21 protein-coding genes are annotated in these 17,908 nt (G+C 71.2%); 11 read left to right on the top strand and 10 right to left on the bottom strand.

Going from position 1 to position 17,908, the window contains the following annotated elements; all coding sequences use genetic code 11:
* Window positions 1-163: 163 nt before the first annotated feature.
* Window positions 164-535 carry a hypothetical protein gene (locus tag ACK4LS_RS02280; protein ID WP_409712665.1) on the bottom strand — a complete coding sequence of 124 codons (372 nt, stop codon included), beginning with the start codon at window positions 533-535 and terminating at the stop codon, window positions 164-166.
* 80 nt (window positions 536-615) lie between these two features.
* Between ACK4LS_RS02280 and ACK4LS_RS02275 the strand changes: the two genes are divergently transcribed.
* Genes ACK4LS_RS02275 through ACK4LS_RS02265 form a run of 3 tightly spaced genes read left to right on the top strand, consistent with a single transcriptional unit; the run spans window position 616 to window position 3,887 of the window.
* A complete protein-coding gene (locus ACK4LS_RS02275; protein WP_409712663.1) occupies window positions 616-1,191 on the top strand; it encodes a MarR family winged helix-turn-helix transcriptional regulator in 576 nt (191 codons plus the stop codon).
* Window positions 1,188-1,982, top strand: coding sequence for a transglutaminase-like domain-containing protein (locus ACK4LS_RS02270; RefSeq protein WP_409712661.1), 795 nt, complete (start codon window positions 1,188-1,190; stop codon window positions 1,980-1,982). Before ACK4LS_RS02275 ends, ACK4LS_RS02270 begins: the two co-directional genes overlap by 4 nt.
* A gap of 51 nt (window positions 1,983-2,033) precedes the next feature.
* Window positions 2,034-3,887, top strand: a complete 1,854-nt coding sequence (locus ACK4LS_RS02265) for a DUF2207 domain-containing protein (RefSeq protein ID WP_409712659.1) — start codon at window positions 2,034-2,036, stop codon at window positions 3,885-3,887.
* A 9-nt stretch (window positions 3,888-3,896) separates the two neighbouring features.
* Here the strand turns inward: ACK4LS_RS02265 and ACK4LS_RS02260 are convergent, their stop codons facing one another.
* Window positions 3,897-4,589, bottom strand: coding sequence for an esterase/lipase family protein (locus ACK4LS_RS02260; RefSeq protein WP_409712657.1), 693 nt, complete (start codon window positions 4,587-4,589; stop codon window positions 3,897-3,899).
* A gap of 122 nt (window positions 4,590-4,711) precedes the next feature.
* Here ACK4LS_RS02260 and ACK4LS_RS02255 point away from each other — a divergent pair, with 122 nt between their 5' ends.
* Window positions 4,712-4,960 (top strand): hypothetical protein, encoded by a 249-nt coding sequence (locus ACK4LS_RS02255; RefSeq protein ID WP_409712655.1) that lies wholly within the window; start codon window positions 4,712-4,714, stop codon window positions 4,958-4,960.
* Window positions 4,957-6,399, top strand: coding sequence for a glycosyltransferase (locus tag ACK4LS_RS02250; protein ID WP_409712653.1), 1,443 nt, complete (start codon window positions 4,957-4,959; stop codon window positions 6,397-6,399). Before ACK4LS_RS02255 ends, ACK4LS_RS02250 begins: the two co-directional genes overlap by 4 nt.
* 88 nt (window positions 6,400-6,487) lie before the next feature.
* On the opposite strand, the gene ACK4LS_RS02245 is transcribed toward ACK4LS_RS02250, so the two are convergent.
* Window positions 6,488-6,718: a hypothetical protein gene (locus ACK4LS_RS02245; RefSeq protein ID WP_409712651.1), complete on the bottom strand. Its 231-nt coding sequence runs from the start codon at window positions 6,716-6,718 to the stop codon at window positions 6,488-6,490.
* 88 nt (window positions 6,719-6,806) lie between these two features.
* Window positions 6,807-9,410: an MMPL family transporter gene (locus ACK4LS_RS02240; protein ID WP_409712794.1), complete on the bottom strand. Its 2,604-nt coding sequence runs from the start codon at window positions 9,408-9,410 to the stop codon at window positions 6,807-6,809.
* Window positions 9,411-9,540: 130 nt separating this feature from the next.
* Between ACK4LS_RS02240 and ACK4LS_RS02235 the strand changes: the two genes are divergently transcribed.
* From ACK4LS_RS02235 to ACK4LS_RS02225, 3 genes are all read left to right on the top strand, one after another.
* Entirely contained in the window at window positions 9,541-10,155 is a 615-nt protein-coding gene (locus ACK4LS_RS02235; RefSeq protein ID WP_409712649.1) for a TetR/AcrR family transcriptional regulator, read from the top strand.
* A gap of 198 nt (window positions 10,156-10,353) precedes the next feature.
* On the top strand, window positions 10,354-11,376 hold the full coding sequence (locus ACK4LS_RS02230; RefSeq protein ID WP_409712647.1) for a TerC family protein: 1,023 nt from the start codon (window positions 10,354-10,356) through the stop codon (window positions 11,374-11,376).
* A gap of 133 nt (window positions 11,377-11,509) precedes the next feature.
* On the top strand, window positions 11,510-12,475 hold the full coding sequence (locus tag ACK4LS_RS02225) for an LLM class F420-dependent oxidoreductase (protein WP_409712645.1): 966 nt from the start codon (window positions 11,510-11,512) through the stop codon (window positions 12,473-12,475).
* 34 nt (window positions 12,476-12,509) lie between these two features.
* Here the strand turns inward: ACK4LS_RS02225 and ACK4LS_RS02220 are convergent, their stop codons facing one another.
* The 4 genes from ACK4LS_RS02220 to ACK4LS_RS02205 form a co-directional block, all read right to left on the bottom strand.
* Window positions 12,510-13,487 carry a helix-turn-helix domain-containing protein gene (locus ACK4LS_RS02220; RefSeq protein WP_409712643.1) on the bottom strand — a complete coding sequence of 326 codons (978 nt, stop codon included), beginning with the start codon at window positions 13,485-13,487 and terminating at the stop codon, window positions 12,510-12,512.
* 216 nt (window positions 13,488-13,703) lie between these two features.
* On the bottom strand, window positions 13,704-14,081 hold the full coding sequence (locus ACK4LS_RS02215) for a PPOX class F420-dependent oxidoreductase (protein WP_409712641.1): 378 nt from the start codon (window positions 14,079-14,081) through the stop codon (window positions 13,704-13,706).
* A gap of 17 nt (window positions 14,082-14,098) precedes the next feature.
* Window positions 14,099-14,617 (bottom strand): 2'-5' RNA ligase family protein, encoded by a 519-nt coding sequence (locus ACK4LS_RS02210; RefSeq protein ID WP_409712639.1) that lies wholly within the window; start codon window positions 14,615-14,617, stop codon window positions 14,099-14,101.
* Window positions 14,618-14,621: 4 nt separating this feature from the next.
* Window positions 14,622-15,002, bottom strand: coding sequence for a hypothetical protein (locus tag ACK4LS_RS02205; RefSeq protein WP_409712637.1), 381 nt, complete (start codon window positions 15,000-15,002; stop codon window positions 14,622-14,624).
* 160 nt (window positions 15,003-15,162) lie between these two features.
* Here ACK4LS_RS02205 and ACK4LS_RS02200 point away from each other — a divergent pair, with 160 nt between their 5' ends.
* Window positions 15,163-15,456, top strand: coding sequence for a hypothetical protein (locus ACK4LS_RS02200; RefSeq protein WP_409712635.1), 294 nt, complete (start codon window positions 15,163-15,165; stop codon window positions 15,454-15,456).
* A 40-nt stretch (window positions 15,457-15,496) separates the two neighbouring features.
* Here the strand turns inward: ACK4LS_RS02200 and ACK4LS_RS02195 are convergent, their stop codons facing one another.
* Window positions 15,497-15,829: a hypothetical protein gene (locus tag ACK4LS_RS02195; RefSeq protein ID WP_409712633.1), complete on the bottom strand. Its 333-nt coding sequence runs from the start codon at window positions 15,827-15,829 to the stop codon at window positions 15,497-15,499.
* Between the two features lie 184 nt (window positions 15,830-16,013).
* Between ACK4LS_RS02195 and ACK4LS_RS02190 the strand changes: the two genes are divergently transcribed.
* Window positions 16,014-16,469: a MarR family winged helix-turn-helix transcriptional regulator gene (locus ACK4LS_RS02190; RefSeq protein ID WP_409712631.1), complete on the top strand. Its 456-nt coding sequence runs from the start codon at window positions 16,014-16,016 to the stop codon at window positions 16,467-16,469.
* A 5-nt stretch (window positions 16,470-16,474) separates the two neighbouring features.
* Here ACK4LS_RS02190 and ACK4LS_RS02185 read toward each other — a convergent pair whose 3' ends face one another.
* Complete coding sequence (locus tag ACK4LS_RS02185) at window positions 16,475-16,795, bottom strand: ATP-dependent DNA ligase (RefSeq protein WP_409712629.1); 321 nt, start codon at window positions 16,793-16,795, stop codon at window positions 16,475-16,477.
* A 75-nt stretch (window positions 16,796-16,870) separates the two neighbouring features.
* Here ACK4LS_RS02185 and ACK4LS_RS02180 point away from each other — a divergent pair, with 75 nt between their 5' ends.
* A complete protein-coding gene (locus ACK4LS_RS02180) occupies window positions 16,871-17,896 on the top strand; it encodes a glycoside hydrolase family 6 protein (RefSeq protein ID WP_409712627.1) in 1,026 nt (341 codons plus the stop codon).
* Window positions 17,897-17,908 lie beyond the last annotated feature (12 nt).

Here is a 17,908-nt window from a genome sequence, read left to right as displayed (position 1 = left end):
CCGCTCGTCTGCGGTGATGATGGACAGGGGTTCGGTGGGCAGATCCCACGAGGCGACGAGTTCCATGGACGACTTTCGATCGTGAGTGGTGAGGTTCGACCCGATCGCGTCCGCCCCCGGCGAAGGGGCTGAACGGACCTCGGCGGAACGGGAGAGAGGCGGATCAGGCCGCGCGAGCGAGGGAGCGCGCCCTTCCGGCTCGCTGCGACGTGGATCGCGCGGGCGCCGCAACGGGTTCATCGACGAAGATGTCGAGGCTCAGCCCACGCGAGGAGTTGGCGTCGTTCGCCATCCGCTTGAGCAGGTTCTGGTCGAGCGACTCGGGCTGCTCGGAGTCGAAGACGAAGCGCAGCGGGATCGACGGCTGGAGCCAGATCGTGGAACGGCCCACCGGCTCGTCGGGTCCGTGCACCCACGACAGCGTGAAGCTCTCGCCGCGACGCAGCTTGGTCGCGACGACCACTTTCACGTGCGCCAGCATGCGGTCGTCGATGCGGATCGGCTCCGTGGCCGTGCCGTAGAAAAGCTGCGCCATGATGTTCTCCTTCGCTCGTTGCTCGTCATCGAACTTACTAGCTAGACTAGCGAATAGGCAAGCGAGATATTAGGAGCCCGATGGCACGCGAGATTTCCTCGCCTCCGTCCTACTGGTACAGCGACAGCGAAGACGACGAACGAGGCGCCCGCATCATGGAGGCGATGCGGTCCTATCGCTCGGCGGAGATGGCGATGCGCCGACGCACCCAGGAGTCCATGGCGATGGGCGAGAACGAGCTCCTCGTGCTGCGCTTCCTCACGCGTGCCGCGGCGGAGCAGCGCGACGTCACCCCGATCGACCTGGCCCGCCATCTGGGTGTCTCCACGGCATCCGTCACCGCCCTCCTCGACCGCTTGGAGCGGTCAGGGCATCTGTCTCGCCGCCCCCACCCCTCGGATCGCCGGAAGGTCCTCGTCTCGGCGACGACGCACGCAGACGGCGAGATGCGCGACACCCTCACGTCGATGCACGCCCGCATGATGCGGGCCACGCGCGGGATGAGCGAGGGCGAGACGGTCGCCGTGACGGAGTTCCTGCGGCGCATGCGCTGCGCCGTCGGCGACGCGTGCACGGGAACGCAGACCTGCTGCCCGGTCGCCGACGCGGGCACCGGCGGGCCGACTCCCCCGATGGCCCCGGATGCGGCCGCATGACGGCATCCGTCGGAGTCGACCTTTCGCTTCACGCCGAGAGCGCTGCCGATGTCGTGCTCTCCATCGTGCCCGCAACGGGGTGGGCCGTGGACGAGACGCTCTCGGTCACCGTCGACGGGCGTCCGGTTCCGCCGGTGGAGCTTCTCGATGCGCACGGGACCCGCGTGCACCGCCTCTCGCTCCCTCGCGGGGAGGCGTCGATCCAGTACCGTGGCGAGGTCGCGGCGCCCGCCACCCCCGCCCCGTCCGACGAGCTCGACCCGGTGCGCTACCTGCGACCGAGTCGCTACGTCCCCTCCGACGATCAGCGGATGGTCGACGTGCTGGACGTCGGCGACGCCGCACCTCGCGAGCTCGTGCAGCGGGTGCCCGAATGGGTCTCGAACCACCTGCGGTACGTCCCCGGGGCGAGCGGCCCGACCCACTCGGCTCTCGACACCCTTCGCGAACGCGAGGGCGTCTGCCGCGACTACGCGCACCTGACGATCGCCCTCCTCCGTGCGGCGGGGGTACCGGCCCGGCTCGTGTCGGTGTTCGCACCGGGTCTGGAACCGATGGACTTCCACGCCGTGGTCGAGGCGTTCGTCGAGGGGCGCTGGGAGGTCGTGGATGCGACCCGCCTGGCACCACGCACGCACCTCGTGCGGATCGCGACGGGTCGAGACGCGGCTGACACCGCCTTCCTGACCACGCTCTCCGGAGCCGTGATGCTGCGGTCGGTCGAGGTGACAGCGGTGGCGCGCGCGGATCTGCGCCACGACGACCACGCCGCGGCCGTTCTGCTGCGCTGAATCCGTCCGGCGACGGAGTCGCCGCGCCTCGCGCCCCGATAGCGTCGAGGCATGGACCTCCTCCCGTCGCGGTCTCGTCCCCTCCCCCGCGTGTCCCTGGTCGTCGTCGCGTTCGCGATCGTCTTCGCCGCGATCGCCGCCCTCGCGCCCCCGGCCCGGGCCGACGTGAGCGACTTCTCCTTCGACGCGTTCGACGCCGACATGGCGCTCTCCCGCGCCGCGGACGGGCACGCCGAACTCGCCGTGACCGAGACCCTCGTCGCGCGGTTTCCCGAGGAGGACCAGAACCGGGGCATCATCCGCGCGATCCCCGACGACTACGACGGCGTGCCCCTGCACACGCGGGTCGTCTCGGTGACCGACGCGGCGGGCGCCGCGGTGCCCTACGAGGTGGAGACCGATCGGCGCGAGGTGCGCGTCCTCACCGGAGATGACTCCTATGTGCGCGGCGCGCAGACGTATGTCATCTCTTATACGCAGCGCGACGCGATCCGCTCGTTCACCGACACGGACGCCGACGAGTTCTACCGCGACATCAACGGAACGCAGTGGGATCAGCCGTTCGGCCGGGTGACGGCTCGCCTGCGGATGGATCCCGCCCTCGGCGACGCCGTCCTCGACGAGGCCCAGGCCTGCTACGTCGGCGCCCAGGGGTCGACGACGTCGTGCGACATCACGCGCGCGGACGACGCGGGTGCCGTCGTCTTCGAGGCGGGAGCGGGCGATCTGCGCGCCGGCGAGAACGTGACGATCGCGGTCGGCTTCGCCCGCGGCACGTTCGTGCCCGGAGAGGTCGTGCGCACCCCGATGGAACAGTTCTCGACGGATGCCGCCCCGGTGCTCGCCGGCACGTCAGTGGGCGCCGTCGTCCTCGCCGTCGCGGGAGTGGGGACGGCCCTCTCCGCCCGTCGACGTGGCCGCGACGCCGAGGGGCGCGGCGCCATCGTCGCCGAGTACGATCCCCCGCCCGGGGTGGACGTGCTGCAGGGCGCGGAGTTGGCGCACCGCCGGGGGACCGGCATCCCGGCCGCTCTGCTCGACACCGCCATCGCCGGGCACCTGCGCATCATCGAGTCCGCCGACGCGGCGCGCACCCTCGAACTCGAACTCGTCTCGCCCGACGGCGCAGAGGAGTTGCACGCGGCGGTGTTGACGGCGGTCTTCGGTGCAGACGCCCGACCGGGCGCGCGGGTGGCCCTCGGCCCGGACCGCCCCGACATCGCGAAGGCGCTGCGCAGACTCTCCCCCGCGGCGGCCGACCAGCTGCGCGCGCGTGGCTGGACAAAGACGCAGCGGGTCGGTCCCTCCGTCACCGCCGGGTTCATCGCCGTCGGCGCCTTCGTCGTCGCCGTCCTCGCCCTGATCCTCGCGGCGTTCGGCACGCCCCCCGCCTGGTGGCAGATCGCCGCGATCCCCGCGACGGTCGCCGTCGGCATCCTCACGTTCCTGCTGCTGCGCTACCGCGATCGGGTCACGGATGCCGGAGCACCCGCGCGCGACCACCTGCGCGGCCTCCGCGACTACCTGCAGCTCGCCGAGGCCGATCGGCTGCGCGTCCTGCAGAGCCCGGAAGGGGCTGAGGGTCGCCGGATCGATCCCGGGGATGCGACACAGGTACTGCACCTGTACGAGCGGCTGCTGCCGTGGGCCGTGGTCTGGGGCGTTGAGAAGGAGTGGGCGGAGCAGCTCGACACGCGCGTCCGCGAAACCGGGAGCGAGGTGCACTGGTATCGCGGCACGAACGGCTTCTCGACGGCCGCCTTCCTCACCACCATGAACACCATGCGCACCGCGAGTTCCCCCGTCACGACGACCACCAGCGGGTCGGGGAGCTTCTCGGGCGGGTCCTTCGGCGGCGGCTTCTCGGGCGGCGGGTCGGGCGGAGGGGGCGGCGGCGGGCGCTGACCGACCGCGTCACTCCGCGACGCGTACGACCTCGGCGATCACCCGCGGATCGGCCAGCACCCGGAAGTGCCCGCCGGTCGCGAGACGCACGTTGCGCGCCCCCGCGAGCTCGCTGCCCTCGGGGATGTGGGGATCGAACGCGCCGTACACCGAGACGATGCGGGCGTTGGCCTCGGCGGCGGCGGAGAGCGCCCGCATGGTCGCGTCGCCCGACGCGAACGCGCGCAGCGAGGGTGCCGGCATCAGGCGGCTGTACCGGGATCCGCCGAACGGTGTCGCGATCGCCACCATCGCCCGCACCCGCCCCCCCGCCGGGTCGAAGGCCATCACGTGCTTTCCGATCAGCCCGCCCTTGCTGTGGGCGACGAGCACCACGTCGTCGAGCCCGCGGGCGGCGAGCAGGGCGGCGACACGCGAGGCGGCCTCGACGATGGGGCGACGGTTGTCGCCGAGTTCGGTCACGACGTGCACGGGGTGGCCGCGCTCGTGCAGAGCGCGGGCCAGCGGCTCGAGGAACCGCCAGGTCTCGTAGATGCCGGGCAGCAGGACGATCACCGTCCCCTCGCCGGTGGCGAGATCGTCCGGAGCACCCCGACCCATCGCGGCCCTCGCCTGGCCGCGGACGGCGTACGCGTAATCGCGCGCCCACCACCCCAGGTTCCGGAGGCCCGCGCGGAGGGAGGTCAGGGCATCCGTCGACATGGGCCCATCATGACCTCGCGCGACCCGATCGCCGACAGGGTTGCGGTCGGACCGCTCCGCACACAGGAGCGCACGGCGCAACCCCGAAAGGGGGCGCCCATCCACCCCCGTAGGGTGTGCCCATGGAAATCTCCGACATCGCATGGAATGAGCCCGCTCGCAAGAAGATCCTCGACGACGCGGACCGGGTGCTCCGCGAAGCGGTGGTCTCGATCGCCCGCGAGAGCGAGGGGATCTCCTCCGACGAGGCCTTCGCGCAGATCAATGCGCGTATCAAGGACCGCTTCATCGACTACGAGCCGGGCCCCGACATCCGCACCTACGCCGACGCGATCGCCGCGGGGGAGATCCCCACCGACGACGCCGGATGAGACGCAGCTCGATCCTCCCCCCTGGTCGGCAGTTCGTCCTCACGTGGGGCGTCCCGCGGGGGTACGGCGGTCTGACCGCGGCGCTCCTGGAGCGATCGCGCCTGTTCGCGTGCAACGGCTCCCCGGTGCACGTGCTCACGTGCGACGACCGGGACGACCCGGCGGCGGTGGCCGCCGAGACCTCCCGCCGCGATGCGCTCGGTGAGGGCGTTCGGCTGACGAACCTGTGGGAGTGGCTGCACCACAACGACCTGCGGGGGCGCGCCGTGGGCGCCGGGGCGGGATTCGCGCCCTTGCCCGACACCGCGGACGAGGAGTACTCCGGTGGGACGCTCGTGCGTCGCATCCGGACGGATGCCGAGGGCGTGGTGCGCCAGATCGATCACCTCCGTGCCGACGGGACGCTGGCGGCGACCGACCGGCGCGACGTTCCGCACCCCTCGAACCGTCCGCGCCGCGTGATCGTGACCTGCGGCGCCGACGGCGCCCCGCGGGCCGCGTGGCGCGGGGTACGCGAGCTCTACGCGGCCTGGCTCGACCGCCTCACCGCCGGGGAGCGGTCGTTCCTGCTCGTCGACAGCAAAGCCATGGCGCGTTTCGCCGCCGGGTATCGTCGGCCGCGCGTGGTCGTCCTGCACGTGGTGCACGGCTCCCACCTGACCGACGACGGCAGCGCGATCCGCTCCTCGCGCGCCGAGGTGTTCTCCCGCCTCAGCGCCTTCGATGCCGTCGTGTTCTGCACCGCACGCCAAGCGGGCGATGTGAGGCGCCAGGTCGGCCCCCTCCCCCTTCTGTCCGTCGTCCCGCATCCGGTCGCGATCGCGCGCGAGGTGGACACCGAGACACCCCGGGACGGGGCCGTGGTGCTCGCCCGTCTCGAACCCATCAAGCGGGTCGGACACGCGGTGGATGCCGTCGAACTCGCCCAGCGGCGACGACCGTCGCTCACCCTCGACGTCTACGGCGACGGGCCGGCGCGAGCCGGCCTCGAGGGCCGATCGGGTGACGGGGTGCGCTTCCACGGTTTCGATCCCGCAGCGAAGGACGCCCTCCGAACGGCGTCGGTACTCCTGTTGACGAGCCGGTCCGAGGCCTTCTCACTGGTGGTCGCCGAAGCCATGGCGGCCGGCTGCCTCCCCATCGCCTACGACGTGCCGTACGGTCCACGCGAACTCATCGCCGACTCCCGCACGGGCTGGCTCGTACCCGCTGGCGACGTGGAGGCCCTCGCGGAGGCTCTCGAGCATGCGGCATCCCTCGATCCCGCGGCCCTCGCCCGCATGCGCCGGAACGCGGTCGAACGCGCGCGAGCGCTCGACGAGAACGTGGTGGTGAAGAGGTGGGCCCTCACGCTGTCGCGCGCGGCCGGACGGCATCGCCTGCGACGGGGGACCTGGCGGTCTCGCGAGGTGCTCCGACGGCGGCTCCGGCTCGGCTGAGACCCCCACCCGAGGGCTCGCGTCCGATGGCTCGCGTCCGAGAGATCCAGATCCCCCGCCGGGATCCCGGCGGGGGACCTGGATCGCGCTAGCGGTCTTCGCCGTAGCCGCGGATGCTGCGGAGGTCGTCCTGGAGGTCTTCCTGCACGGCGCCGTCGGTCGCGGCGTCGTCGTGCTCTCCCCCGTCGGTCGCCGCCTCCCCGTGCACGGCGACGTCGGCGGCGCGCTGATCGCGGGCACCATCCTTCTTCTCCTCCACACCGGCGTCGGTGGCCCCGTCCATGACGGGGGCGTCCTGGGTCTCTTCGCGGTCGGTCATCGTCGTCCTCCTCGGAACGGGTCGTTCCGGCATCCTGACAACCGCGACGGGCCGGGCACCGGGGCTTGCGCTCGACGGCGGGTGATGCTCACGCGCCGTGCTGCGCCGGGTGACGGCGCTCCAGCGCCGACCCCTCGACGTCGACGTCCGGGATGACGCGGTCCAGCCAGCGTGGCAGCCACCATGCCGCTCCCCCGAGCACGTGCATGACCGCGGGCATCAGCAGCATCCGCACCAGGAAGGCATCGAACAGCACGCCGAGGGCGAGGCCGAGCCCCATCGATTTGATGATCACCGATTCCGAGGCGATGAAGCCCGAGAACACCGCGATCATGATCACCGCCGCGGCGGCCACGACCGTGCGCCCCGCGCGGAAGCCCTGCGCCACGGCCAGACGGGGCGCCGCGCCGTGCGCCCACGCCTCGCGCATGCCCGTCGCGAGGAACAACTGGTAGTCCATGGCCAGTCCGAACAGGATGCCGACGAGGATCACCGGCAGGAAGCTCAGGATCGGCCCGGGGTTGTGCACGCCCAGCACCTCCCCCAGCCAGCCCCACTGGAACACCGCGGTGACCGCGCCGTAGGTGGCGAAGAGCGAGAGAACGAAGCCGGCCGTGGCGATCAGCGGTACGAGCAGCGAGCGGAACACCATCACCATGATGAGGAACGACAGGCCCACCACGACCACGAGGTACAGCGGCAGCACGTCGGCCAGGCCCTCGGAGATGTCGATGTTGATCGCCGCCGCTCCCGCGACGCCCAGGGCGATGTCACCGTCGACCGGGGGGAGCGCGCGCAGATCGCGCACGAGTCGCTCGGTCGAGACGGCGTTCGGCCCCTCGGCGGGGATCACCTGGAACGCGGCCAGTGCGCGATCGTCGGAGAGCGCCACGGGAGCGACCGCGGCCACGTCGTCCTGTGCGAAGAGTTCCCGCGCGACGTCGAGTTGGAGCCGCTGCACGTCGGCCTCGGCCGTCCCCTCCGGCAGCGCCGCGGTGACCAGCAGCGGAGCATTCGCCCCGGCTCCGAACGCCTCGTCCGTCCAGGTGAAGGCCCGGTAGGCCGTGGAGTCCTCCGCCTCGGACCCGCCGTCCGGAAGCCCGAGACGCATCGAGAGAGCGGGGACGGCCACCACGAGCAGGGCGACGATCGTCACGATCATCGTCACGACCGCGCGCACCGAGGACATCGGCGCGACGGCCGCCCTATCCGGAACGGCCCCGGTACGCGCCGCCCGGCGAGGATGATCGTCGGCGACGGCGGTCGTCGCGCCGAGACGGGCGGCGCGGCGCGGATGCTCTCCGCCCGCCGCGGCCGCCGCGCGCCCACGCGCCCGCCGCCCGAGGACGCGCATCCCCGCGAGGCCCAGGAGCGCCGGGGTCAGCGACACGGCGATCAGCACGGCGACGAGGACGCTCACCGCGCCCGCGGTGCCCATGAGACCGAGGAACGGGATGCCGGTGATGTTCAGCGCGAGCAGCGCGACGATCACCGTCGTCCCGGCGAAGACGACGGCGTTTCCCGCGGTGCCGTTGGCCAGACCGATCGAGTCGTCGACCTCGGCCCCCTGGATCAGCTGCCGCCGGTGCCGGTAGAGGATGAAGAGCGCGTAGTCGATGCCCACCGCGAGCCCCAGCATGACGCCGAGGATCGGGGTGACGGATGCCATCTGCACGAGACCCGAGAACGACAGCGTCGCCATCGCTCCGATCGCCACCCCCACGAGGGCCGTGATGATCGGGAAGGAAGCCGCGAGGAGCGAGCCCAGCACGACGATCAGCACGATCGCGGCCACCGCGACGCCGATCGCCTCGCCCACGCCGAGGATCTCCGGCACGCCCTGTGAGATCTCGGTGTTGAAGGCGGCCGACGCGCCCGCCACCGGGTCCACCGTGAAATGCTCGACGACCGCGTCCTTCGCCTCCTGAGGCAGTTCGAGCCGCGGCGTGTCGAACGACACGTTGACGATGGCGGTGGAGCCGTCGTCGGACACCAGGCGGATGGCATCCGCGAACGAGAGCAGCTCCGCGCCGTCGCTCAGCTGCGACTCCTGGGCCGAGATCTGCTCCAGGGCGTCGGCCACCTGCGTCTGCTGCGACTCCAGCGCGGCGCGCTGCTGATCGAGCTGCGCCTGCTGCGCGTCGAGGGCGGCGAGCTGCGCCGCCTTCTGCGCCGCCGAGAGCGAGGCCGCCTCCACCTGCGCGCGGGCCGCGTCGAGCTGCTGCCGACCCTGGTCGAGCTGTGCGGCCCCCGTGTCGAGCTGCGCCTGCCCCGACTCGGCCTGGGCGCGGGCGTCGGCGAGCTGCTGTCGACCGTCGACGACCTGTCGCCGCTGGTCGTCGAGCTGCTGCTGGGTCGCGAACGGGTCGGTGACGCGGGCGACGTCGGGCAGGCCGTCGGCCGAGGCGACGAGCGCCGAGATGTCGGCCCGCTGCTCGTCGGTGAGGGCGGAGCCGTCGTCGGTGCGGAAGACGACCGTGCCGGCTGCGCCGCTGAAGTCGGGCAGCTCGTCCTGGAGGTCCGCGATGACGTCCCCGGATGCCGTGCCCGGGATGTCGAAGCTCGAGCTCAGGCCGCGGAAGCCGAGGGCGAACCCCCCGACGACGATGCCGAGGATGAGCGCCCAGGCGACGATCACCGTCCACGCGCGCCGCGCGGCGAAGGTTCCGAGGCGGTGCAGCAATTCGGCCATCGCGGGTGTTCCTCTCGTGCGGTGCACGGGGAGGAGCACCGTCGGCTCCGACATGTCGGGCAAAGATAACACGCACCGTCTCGTCTTGTTTCTGCGTTCGCAGTGGTCGACATCCCGCAGAATGTGTGGCATGTCTCTTCCGCGCAGTGGCCCCGTCCGCAGCGAAGCGGCGCGCCGGGCGATCCTCGACGCCGCCGTCGCGCTCTTCGTCGAGCGCGGATACGACCACCTCACGATCGAGGGGATCGCCCGTCTCGCCGGCGTCGGCAAGCAGACCATCTACCGCTGGTGGCCGTCCAAGGGCGACGTCATCGCCGAGGCGATCCTCGATGGGCGCCTCCTCGGGGGGCAGCGCGCTCTGCCGGACACGGGGGACGCGCGCGCCGACCTGGCGCGGTGGCTCACCGACCTGTTCGCCCTGCGGGCGAGCCCGAACGGGGAGGCGCTCCTGCGCTCCCTGGTCGCCGCGGCCGCCGGCAGCGCCGAGACCGGCCGTCGCCTGCGGGCCGAGATCCTCGCCGCCCCCCTGATGGGGCGCCTCTCGACGGCGATGGGCGGCGCGACCGGACCCCGGTTGGAGTCCGCGGCCGACGCACTCGTCGGGGGCGTGATCCTCCGCGCGCTCAGCCGCGAACAGTTCGGCGCCGACGACATGGTCGCCCTCGTCGACGCGGTGGTGGGCCCGGCCCACGCCGACGGTGAAGCACCGGGCCGACTGACGACCGGCATCCCCTCGACGCAATAGCACAGCGTCGAAGACGGCGTCCAGTCCACCCGCGCACAGCCGCGTCCCGTACAATCGTGCGGAGCAAGGGGAGTACTCCCATCGCGACGATCTCGTCAATACGGTTCACGCCATCGTGAACCCGGGACGTCGGCCCATCTCGCCGGGTGGAGGAGACCTTGGTGTCTCGTCGTACACCTATTTCCCTTGGAGGTCGCCTTGGGCGTCACCCCTTTGATCTGGATCATCACGATCGCGATCACGATCGCGTTCTTCGTCTTCGAGTTCTTCGCGCATGTGCGCAAACCCCACGAGCCCAGCATCGGCGAGTCCGCCCGCTGGTCGGCGTTCTACATCGGCCTCGCGCTGTTGTTCGGGGTCGGCATCGGCGTCGTGTCGGGTTGGACCTACGGCGGTGAGTACTTCGCCGGGTACCTGACCGAGAAGGCGTTGTCCATCGACAACCTGTTCGTCTTCCTCATCATCATGACCGGGTTCGCGGTTCCGAAGAAGTACCAGCAGAAGGTGCTCATGATCGGCATCGTGATCGCGCTCATCATGCGCGGCGCGTTCATCGCCGTGGGCGCCGCCCTCATCGAGAACTTCTCGTGGATCTTCTACATCTTCGGCGCACTGCTTCTCTTCCTGGCCTACCGCCAGGCGTTCTCGCACGGCGAGAGCGATCCGGCGAACGGCAAGTTCATGCGACTCGTGCGCCGCATCCTCCCCGTGAGCGAGGAGTACAACGACGACAAGCTGACCGTCGTGAAGAACGGCAAGCGTTTCGTGACGCCGATGCTTCTGGTCATCATCGCGATCGGGTTCATCGACCTCGTCTTCGCCGTCGACTCCATCCCCGCCATCTACGGCCTGACCAACGAGGCCTACATCGTGTTCGTGGCGAACGCCTTCGCGCTCATGGGCCTGCGACAGCTGTACTTCCTCATCGGGGGTCTGCTCGAGCGCCTCGTCTACCTGGCGCAGGGGCTGGCCGTCATCCTCGCCTTCATCGGCGTCAAGCTCGTGTTCCACGCGCTGCACGTGAACGAGCTGCCCTTCATCAACGGCGGCGAGCCGCTGCTGTGGGTGCCCGAGATCCCGATCTGGTTCTCGCTGCTGTTCATCGCCGCGACCGTCGCCGTCGCCACCGTGGCGAGCCTGCGCAAGACCCGCAACGACGGCGAGAAGAAAGACCGCGAGACCTTCGAGGGCGAGAAGGTCATCCACGCGCCCGAGGACTGACGCCTCCCCGGCCGACCCGCCCCGCGGGCGGCCGCCGACGGGCTCGCGGCCCCGGCCGCGGGCCCGTCTGCCGTATCCCGGGGTGAGCGCAACCCCGGCCACCACCCGACCGCCGCGCCCTACCGTGGCCGACATGACGCGATTCGGCTACACCCTCATGACGGAGCAGAGCGGCCCCCGGGCCCTCGTCGACTACGCCGTCGGCGCCGAGCGCGCCGGCTACGACTTCCTCGTCTCCAGCGACCACTACTCGCCGTGGCTCACGAGCCAGGGACACGCCCCCTACGCGTGGACCGTGCTCGGTGCCGTCGCCCAGGCGACCACCGACGTCGAGCTCATGACGTACGTCACCTGCCCCACCATCCGTTATCACCCCGCCGTCGTCGCCCAGAAGGCGGCCACCCTGCAGCTGCTGTCGGAGGGGCGCTTCACGCTCGGTCTCGGATCGGGCGAGAATCTCAACGAACACGTGGTGGGTGAGGGGTGGCCGGCCGTGCACGCGCGGCAGGACATGCTCGTCGAGGCGATCGAGATCATCCGCGCCCTGCACACCGGCGATCTCGTCACCTACGACGGAGAGTACTTCCGCGTCGACTCCGCGCGCGTGTGGGACGCTCCCGACGGCGGCGTGCCCATCGGCGTCGCCGTGTCGGGCGAGCACTCCATCAAGCGTTTCGCCCCGCTCGGCGACCACCTCATCACCACGGAGCCCGAGGCCGACCTCATCTCCGGCTGGGACGAGCACCACGAGGGCGAGTCGCGCAAGATCGGCCAGATCCCGATCAGTTGGGACCCCGACAAGGATGCCGCGATCGCCCGCGCGCATGACCAGTTCCGCTGGTTCGCCGGTGGGTGGGCCGTCAACTCCGATCTGCCCACGCCCGCCGGCTTCGCGGGAGCGTCGCAGTTCGTGCGCCCCGAAGACGTCGCGGACTCCATCGCGTGCGGACCCGACCTCGACGAACTCGCCGAGAGCGTGCGTCCGTTCATCGACGCGGGCTTCACCGACATCGCCATCGTGCAGGTCGGCGACGCGCAGCAGCAGCGGTTCGTCGACGAGATCGCCGCACCGCTCCTCGAGAAGCTCCGCGCTCTGTGAGACATCGTGGGGCGTGCGGACGCGCGCCCCACGATCAGCGGCGCACGTGTCCCGCTTCGAGGACCCACTGCTCGAGACGCCACACGGGCAGGCGGAACACCCGCGCCACCGCGACGGCTGTGAAGCCACCCTCGACGACCGCCGCTACGGCGAACTCCCGGAGCGAGGAGAACTCGCGACCGGCGAGTGCCCCGTCGCGGAGTTCGGCGAAGGTCCGCGGCTGCCGCGGCGCCGCGGGCCCGGAGCCGACGAAGACGTAGGGCGACGTGTGCACGGGGTCGGCGGACGACGTCGGATGCGCGTCGAGCGGGGCAGGCGGGCGCACCTCGACCGGGGATGCCGGACCCCTGTGCCCGGAAGAGGGCACCGACCAGGAAGCGGGCGGAAGGGCGCCGCCCCACGTGACCTCGGTCGCACGGTGCGTCGGGGGGACGGCATCCCTCCCCCTCCCGGGTGCGGGCGTTGCGATCGGGGCCGGAGCTGTCACCGCGGCGGCGTTCGTCGCGCCGGGGGCCCCTCGGTCGGTCACGTCACGCCGGGTGGCGGGCTGTTCGCGCAGGCCCGGCTCGGCGGTCGCAGAGGTCCAGGACGCCGGCGGGAGGTCGCCGCCCCACACCACCTCGCTCGGCACGACGTGCGGGCTCGTCGACGCGGAAGGGGCAGCGGGCGCCATCCACGGTGCCGAGGGGAGCTCCCCGCCCCAGACGACGTCGCTGGGAACGACGTAGGGGCTCTCCGCGGACCGGGATGCCTCGGCGCCCGCGGGCACGCGGTCGGCGTCGCCGAAGAGCTCCGCCACATCGACGCCGAAGGTCTCGGCCAGGGCCACGAGGGTCGCCAACGACGCGGTGGTGCGACCCGCTTCGAGCGCCCGCACCCGTGACTCCGACAACCCCGCTTCGAACGACAGGGCGACCACCGAGAGCCCTCGCTCCTCGCGCAGTCGTCGCACGCGTTCAGCGAGCGTGCGCAGCACCTCGTCCAGGCCGCCGTCCGCTGGCGCTTCCGTCATCCCACTCTCCCGGTGTCGCGCGAGGCCCGCCCCGAGCCTCGTCGAACCACTGTGGCAGACGCCACGCCCGGATGCGGAACAGGCGCGCGATGGCGGCGACGGAGTACCCGGCCTCCCCGACCGCTATCCGGGGTGAATCCCGAAGGGAGGCGAAGGTCCGACCCGCGAGTCCGGCCGTGCGCGGATCGGCGAACGGGCGAGACGGGACGTCGCCCGTCAGCCGCGCAAGCCCGCCGACCCCAGGACCCGCTCGACGGTCATCTCGAGGACGACGCGCTCGGGATTGACGCGGGGTTGGCGGTAGCGCGCGGCATACAGCTCGACGGCGTGCGCGACGGCATCCGGATCGTCCGTGACCCGGGCCGCTCCCTCGAAGCTCATCCAGCGGCCGCCGTCGACCGAGCAGATCGAGGCACGGCCGCTGCGTTCGGCGTTGACGAACTTCTGCGTGCCGCGCGATCCGATCACGCGCACGACACCGCTCTCGTAGGTGAAGCCGACGGGAACGGCGTGGATACGTCCGGATCGTCCGACGGTCGAGAGGGTCGCGAGGTGGTAGTCGCTCAGGAAGGAGATCGCTTCATCGGTCAGCACCTCCCCAGCGTGCCACGTCACGCGACGGCCGACACCGTTCGGGTGGCGGTCTCCCAGCGACGGATCGCGACCGCCCGCGCGGGCACCTCGACGGGGCTGCTCTCCGCCCACACCTGCAGCGCCTCGCCGACGCGGTCGAGAGCGACCCGGCGCGCGAGCGTCACGTGCGGCGTCCAGTTTCCCGGCCGGGTGTGATCGACGTCACCCCCGGGCCCCGCCTGAGCGTGCACCCGCTCGTGCAGGGCGAGCAGGCGCGACGAGGGGACGACCGACCGGGCGATCACCCGGGAGCGCCCCACGCCGAAGAGGAGCGGAGCACCGAGCCGCAGCTCCAGCGGCAGCGCCGCCGAGAGAGGGCCCGCCTCGAGGGCGCCGAGCTCGGGGCGCACGAGCATGGTGATGTGCGGGCGATTGGTCTCCCCCGTATGCCGGGCCTGACTGGGTAGCCCCGCCGCGGCGAGCGCGTCCCATTCCGCTCGGATCGCGGCATCCGTCTCGTCGTCGAAGACGATCTCGAGGCTGACGAGGTCGGTCATCGTGTCATCGCCGGGTGGACCACCACGCGGCGGCGACGAGCGCCGGCTGGAAGAACAGGCGCACGAGCCGCTTGCGATCGCTGTCGAGACCGAACGCCGAGCGACGCTTGCGCCACTGATCGACGTTGCCCGGGAAGATCGCGACGAAGAAGGCCGCCAGGGCGGCACCGATCCGGCGTCGCTCCCTCGGGAGAGCGATCAACGAGAGCCCGAACGCCGCCTCCACGACCCCGGATGCCACGACGACCGCGTCGCGATCGAGAGGGCCATGCTCGACGAGGGCGTCGGGGACCTGCGCCTGGAAGTCCTGACGAGCGAAGGTCAGGTGGGCGATGCCCGCGAACATCATTGCCAGGGCCAGTGCCCAGCGCACGACAGATCTCATGGCGTCACGATACGCATCGCCGCTCCGCCACCGCCCGGGCTTGACGACCGGCCCGCCGGGACTGCCGGGGGCTGCTACGACACCCGTCCGCATTACGCAACCCCGGGCCGCCGATGACCCACCCGGATTGACTGGACACACCGCGACGAAGGAGGTGCCCGTGACGATGACCGAGATCGAAACCTCATCGATGCGCGGCGACGACCTCGACGCCCTCCTGGTTCGCGCCGCGTCGGGCGATTGCGACGCCTTCGTGGCGTTTTACGACGCGACCGCTCCGCGGATCTACGCGGTCTTGCGATCCCTCACCGGCACGGCCGCCGCGGCCGATGTCCTTCTCGAGGGCATCTACGTCGAGGCATGGGAACGCATGCGCGGTCGTTCCGCTCCCCCGTGTCCCGGGATGCAGTGGATGACGGCGATCGCGCACCGCCACGCGTCCGGCCGGCGCTGACGCACCTGACCCCGGCGGTGGCGTGCGACCGGGCCGCGTCTCAGGACGCCTCGACCGGCGCGGCGAAGGGCGAGGCGTGCTCCTCGACGTCCACGGTCAGACCGCTCGCGGAGTTGGCCGAGTTCGCGTAGGTCTGAAGGACGGCCGGATCGAGGACCTCGGGCTCGACCCCGCCGAAGACGAATCGCAGCGGAATCGACGGCTGGATCCAGAGGGTGCTGCGGCCGGCGGTTTCACCCGAGGGGTGCCGCCACGACATGGTGAAGCTCTCCCCGCGCCGGAGCTTGGTCGCGATGACCACTTTCACGTGGGCGAGCACCCGGTCCGGGATCTCGATCGGGTCGTGCGAGGAGCCGTAGAACAGTGACCCCATGAGCCCCTCCTTCGAACGATGCGAACACCTTTTATTTTACTAAGTTACCTAACTACCGCAAGATGGACGCCCGGAAAACTGCGGAGAAGAGGGTTCTTGGACGCTGATCCGAAATGCCTTGTACGACTGGAATCTCGGTCACCTAACTAGAATGGCGCGACGGGGGACGAGACCGAGGAGACGCATGACGATCGAGACCGAGAACGACCCCGCGACGGCCGCGGCGCGGGCCGTGGAGCGGCTTCGACTCGCCGAGGCCCGTCTGGCCCGGAGGCGTCAGACGGAGTGCGGCCCCAGCGAGAACGCGCGCGCGGCGATGCGCCTCATCCTCGAACGCGCCGACGCCGGAACGACCGTCACCCCCACCGAGATCGCCCAGGCCCTCGCCATCTCGACCGCCTCCGTCACGGGGATGCTCGATCGCCTTCACGCGGGTGGCCTCATCGGTTTCGTCGCCAACCCCTCCGATCGCCGCAGCAAGTTCGTCGTCCCCTTCGACCGGGACACGGACCCGGATGCCATCGACCCCGTGACAGCGCGGATCAGGGAGTTCGCCCTCGATCTGCCGACCGACGCCGCGGACCAGCTCGCCCTCTTCCTCGACCGCGTCCGCGAAGTGGTCGACGCCGAATGCTCCTGAACGCGTCAGGCCACGGGGGCCGAGGCCGCCTCGGGATCCGGCTCGGCCGTGATGCTCAGGCCGTTCGGCGAACTGGCCTCGTTCATGAGGTCGTCGATCCACCGGCGGTTCAGCTGCGGCGCCCGACTGCCGTAGAAGTGGAACACGAGAGGGATCGACGGAGAGATCCAGAGGCTCCGGGTTCCGCTGCCGTCCCCGAGCGGGAAATGGAACATGAACGGCTCGCCGCGGCGCAGCTTGTTCATGAACACCATGCGGAGGTGGGAGAGCGCGCGGTCCTCGATGTCGAACGAGTGGCCCAGGGTGTTGTAAACCAGTTTTCCCACCAGATGAATGTACAGCGCTTCACCCGGTTAACTACCGCGCGCCACCCCTCATCCCACCTCGACTAGAGTCCTCACGTGGCGAGAACGCACCGATTCACCCGCTCCCGGCGCCGGGTCCCGCGCGCGGTGATCGTGCTGGGGGCCGTTCTCGCCGTCGTGGCCGTCATCGCCGTCGTCGCGGTGGTCGGCAACCTCGTGACGACGCTCTTCCAGACCCTCTCCGCTCGTCCCCCCGCCGTCGACACGCGCATCGTCGCCCCCGACGAATCGAAGGCCGCCCAGGCCGCGCGCGCGGCCGACGGCGACGCGGACGCGAACGCCGCCGCGGACTGGCTCTCCACCCAGCCCACCACGTACTGGCTCACCCCCGAGATCGACCCCGTCGACGAGGTCTGGGACCGAGTGGCCCACCTGGCCGCCGAGGCGAGGGACCAGGATGCCGCCCTCTCGGTCGCGGTGTACGGGCTCCCCGACCGCGACTGCGGAAACCACTCCGCGGGAGGGCTGGACCCCGACTCCTACCGGGAGTGGACGCAGCGCATCGGTGACGCGCTGGGCAACGCCTCCGACATCCAGAAGATCGTCGTCCTGGAACCGGACAGCATCGCCCTGTCCTCCACGTGCGGCTCACCGAGCGAGCGGGCCGGATATCTGCGCGAAGCCGTGGACAACATCCGCGGAACCAACACGTGGATCTACATCGACGGCGGCCATTCGTCCTGGCATCCGGTCGCCGAGATGGCGGACCTCCTGCGCTCCACCGGCCTCCTGTCGGAGGTTCGCGGAGTCGCGCTGAACGTCTCGAACTACCAGGACACCGCCGCCGAGTTCGACTACGCGCACGCGCTCTCCGACCAGCTGGGCGGCATCCACGCGGTCGTCGACACCTCGCGCAACGGGGCGGGCCCGGCCGGCTCCGAATGGTGCAACCCCGCGGGACGTCTCGTCGGCAGCCCCGGCGGATCGTACGGTGACGGCGTCGTCGACACCAACCTGTGGATCAAGCCGCCGGGCGAGAGCGACGGCGACTGCAACGGCGGGCCGGCGGCCGGCACGTGGTGGCCCGCCGCGGCCACGGAGCTCACGCGCGAGCAGCGCTGATCCGGCCGGGAT

Source organism: Microbacterium sp., assembly GCF_046295495.1.
Classification (GTDB): domain Bacteria; phylum Actinomycetota; class Actinomycetes; order Actinomycetales; family Microbacteriaceae; genus Microbacterium.
This window is presented reverse-complemented; position numbering and strand designations above follow the sequence as displayed.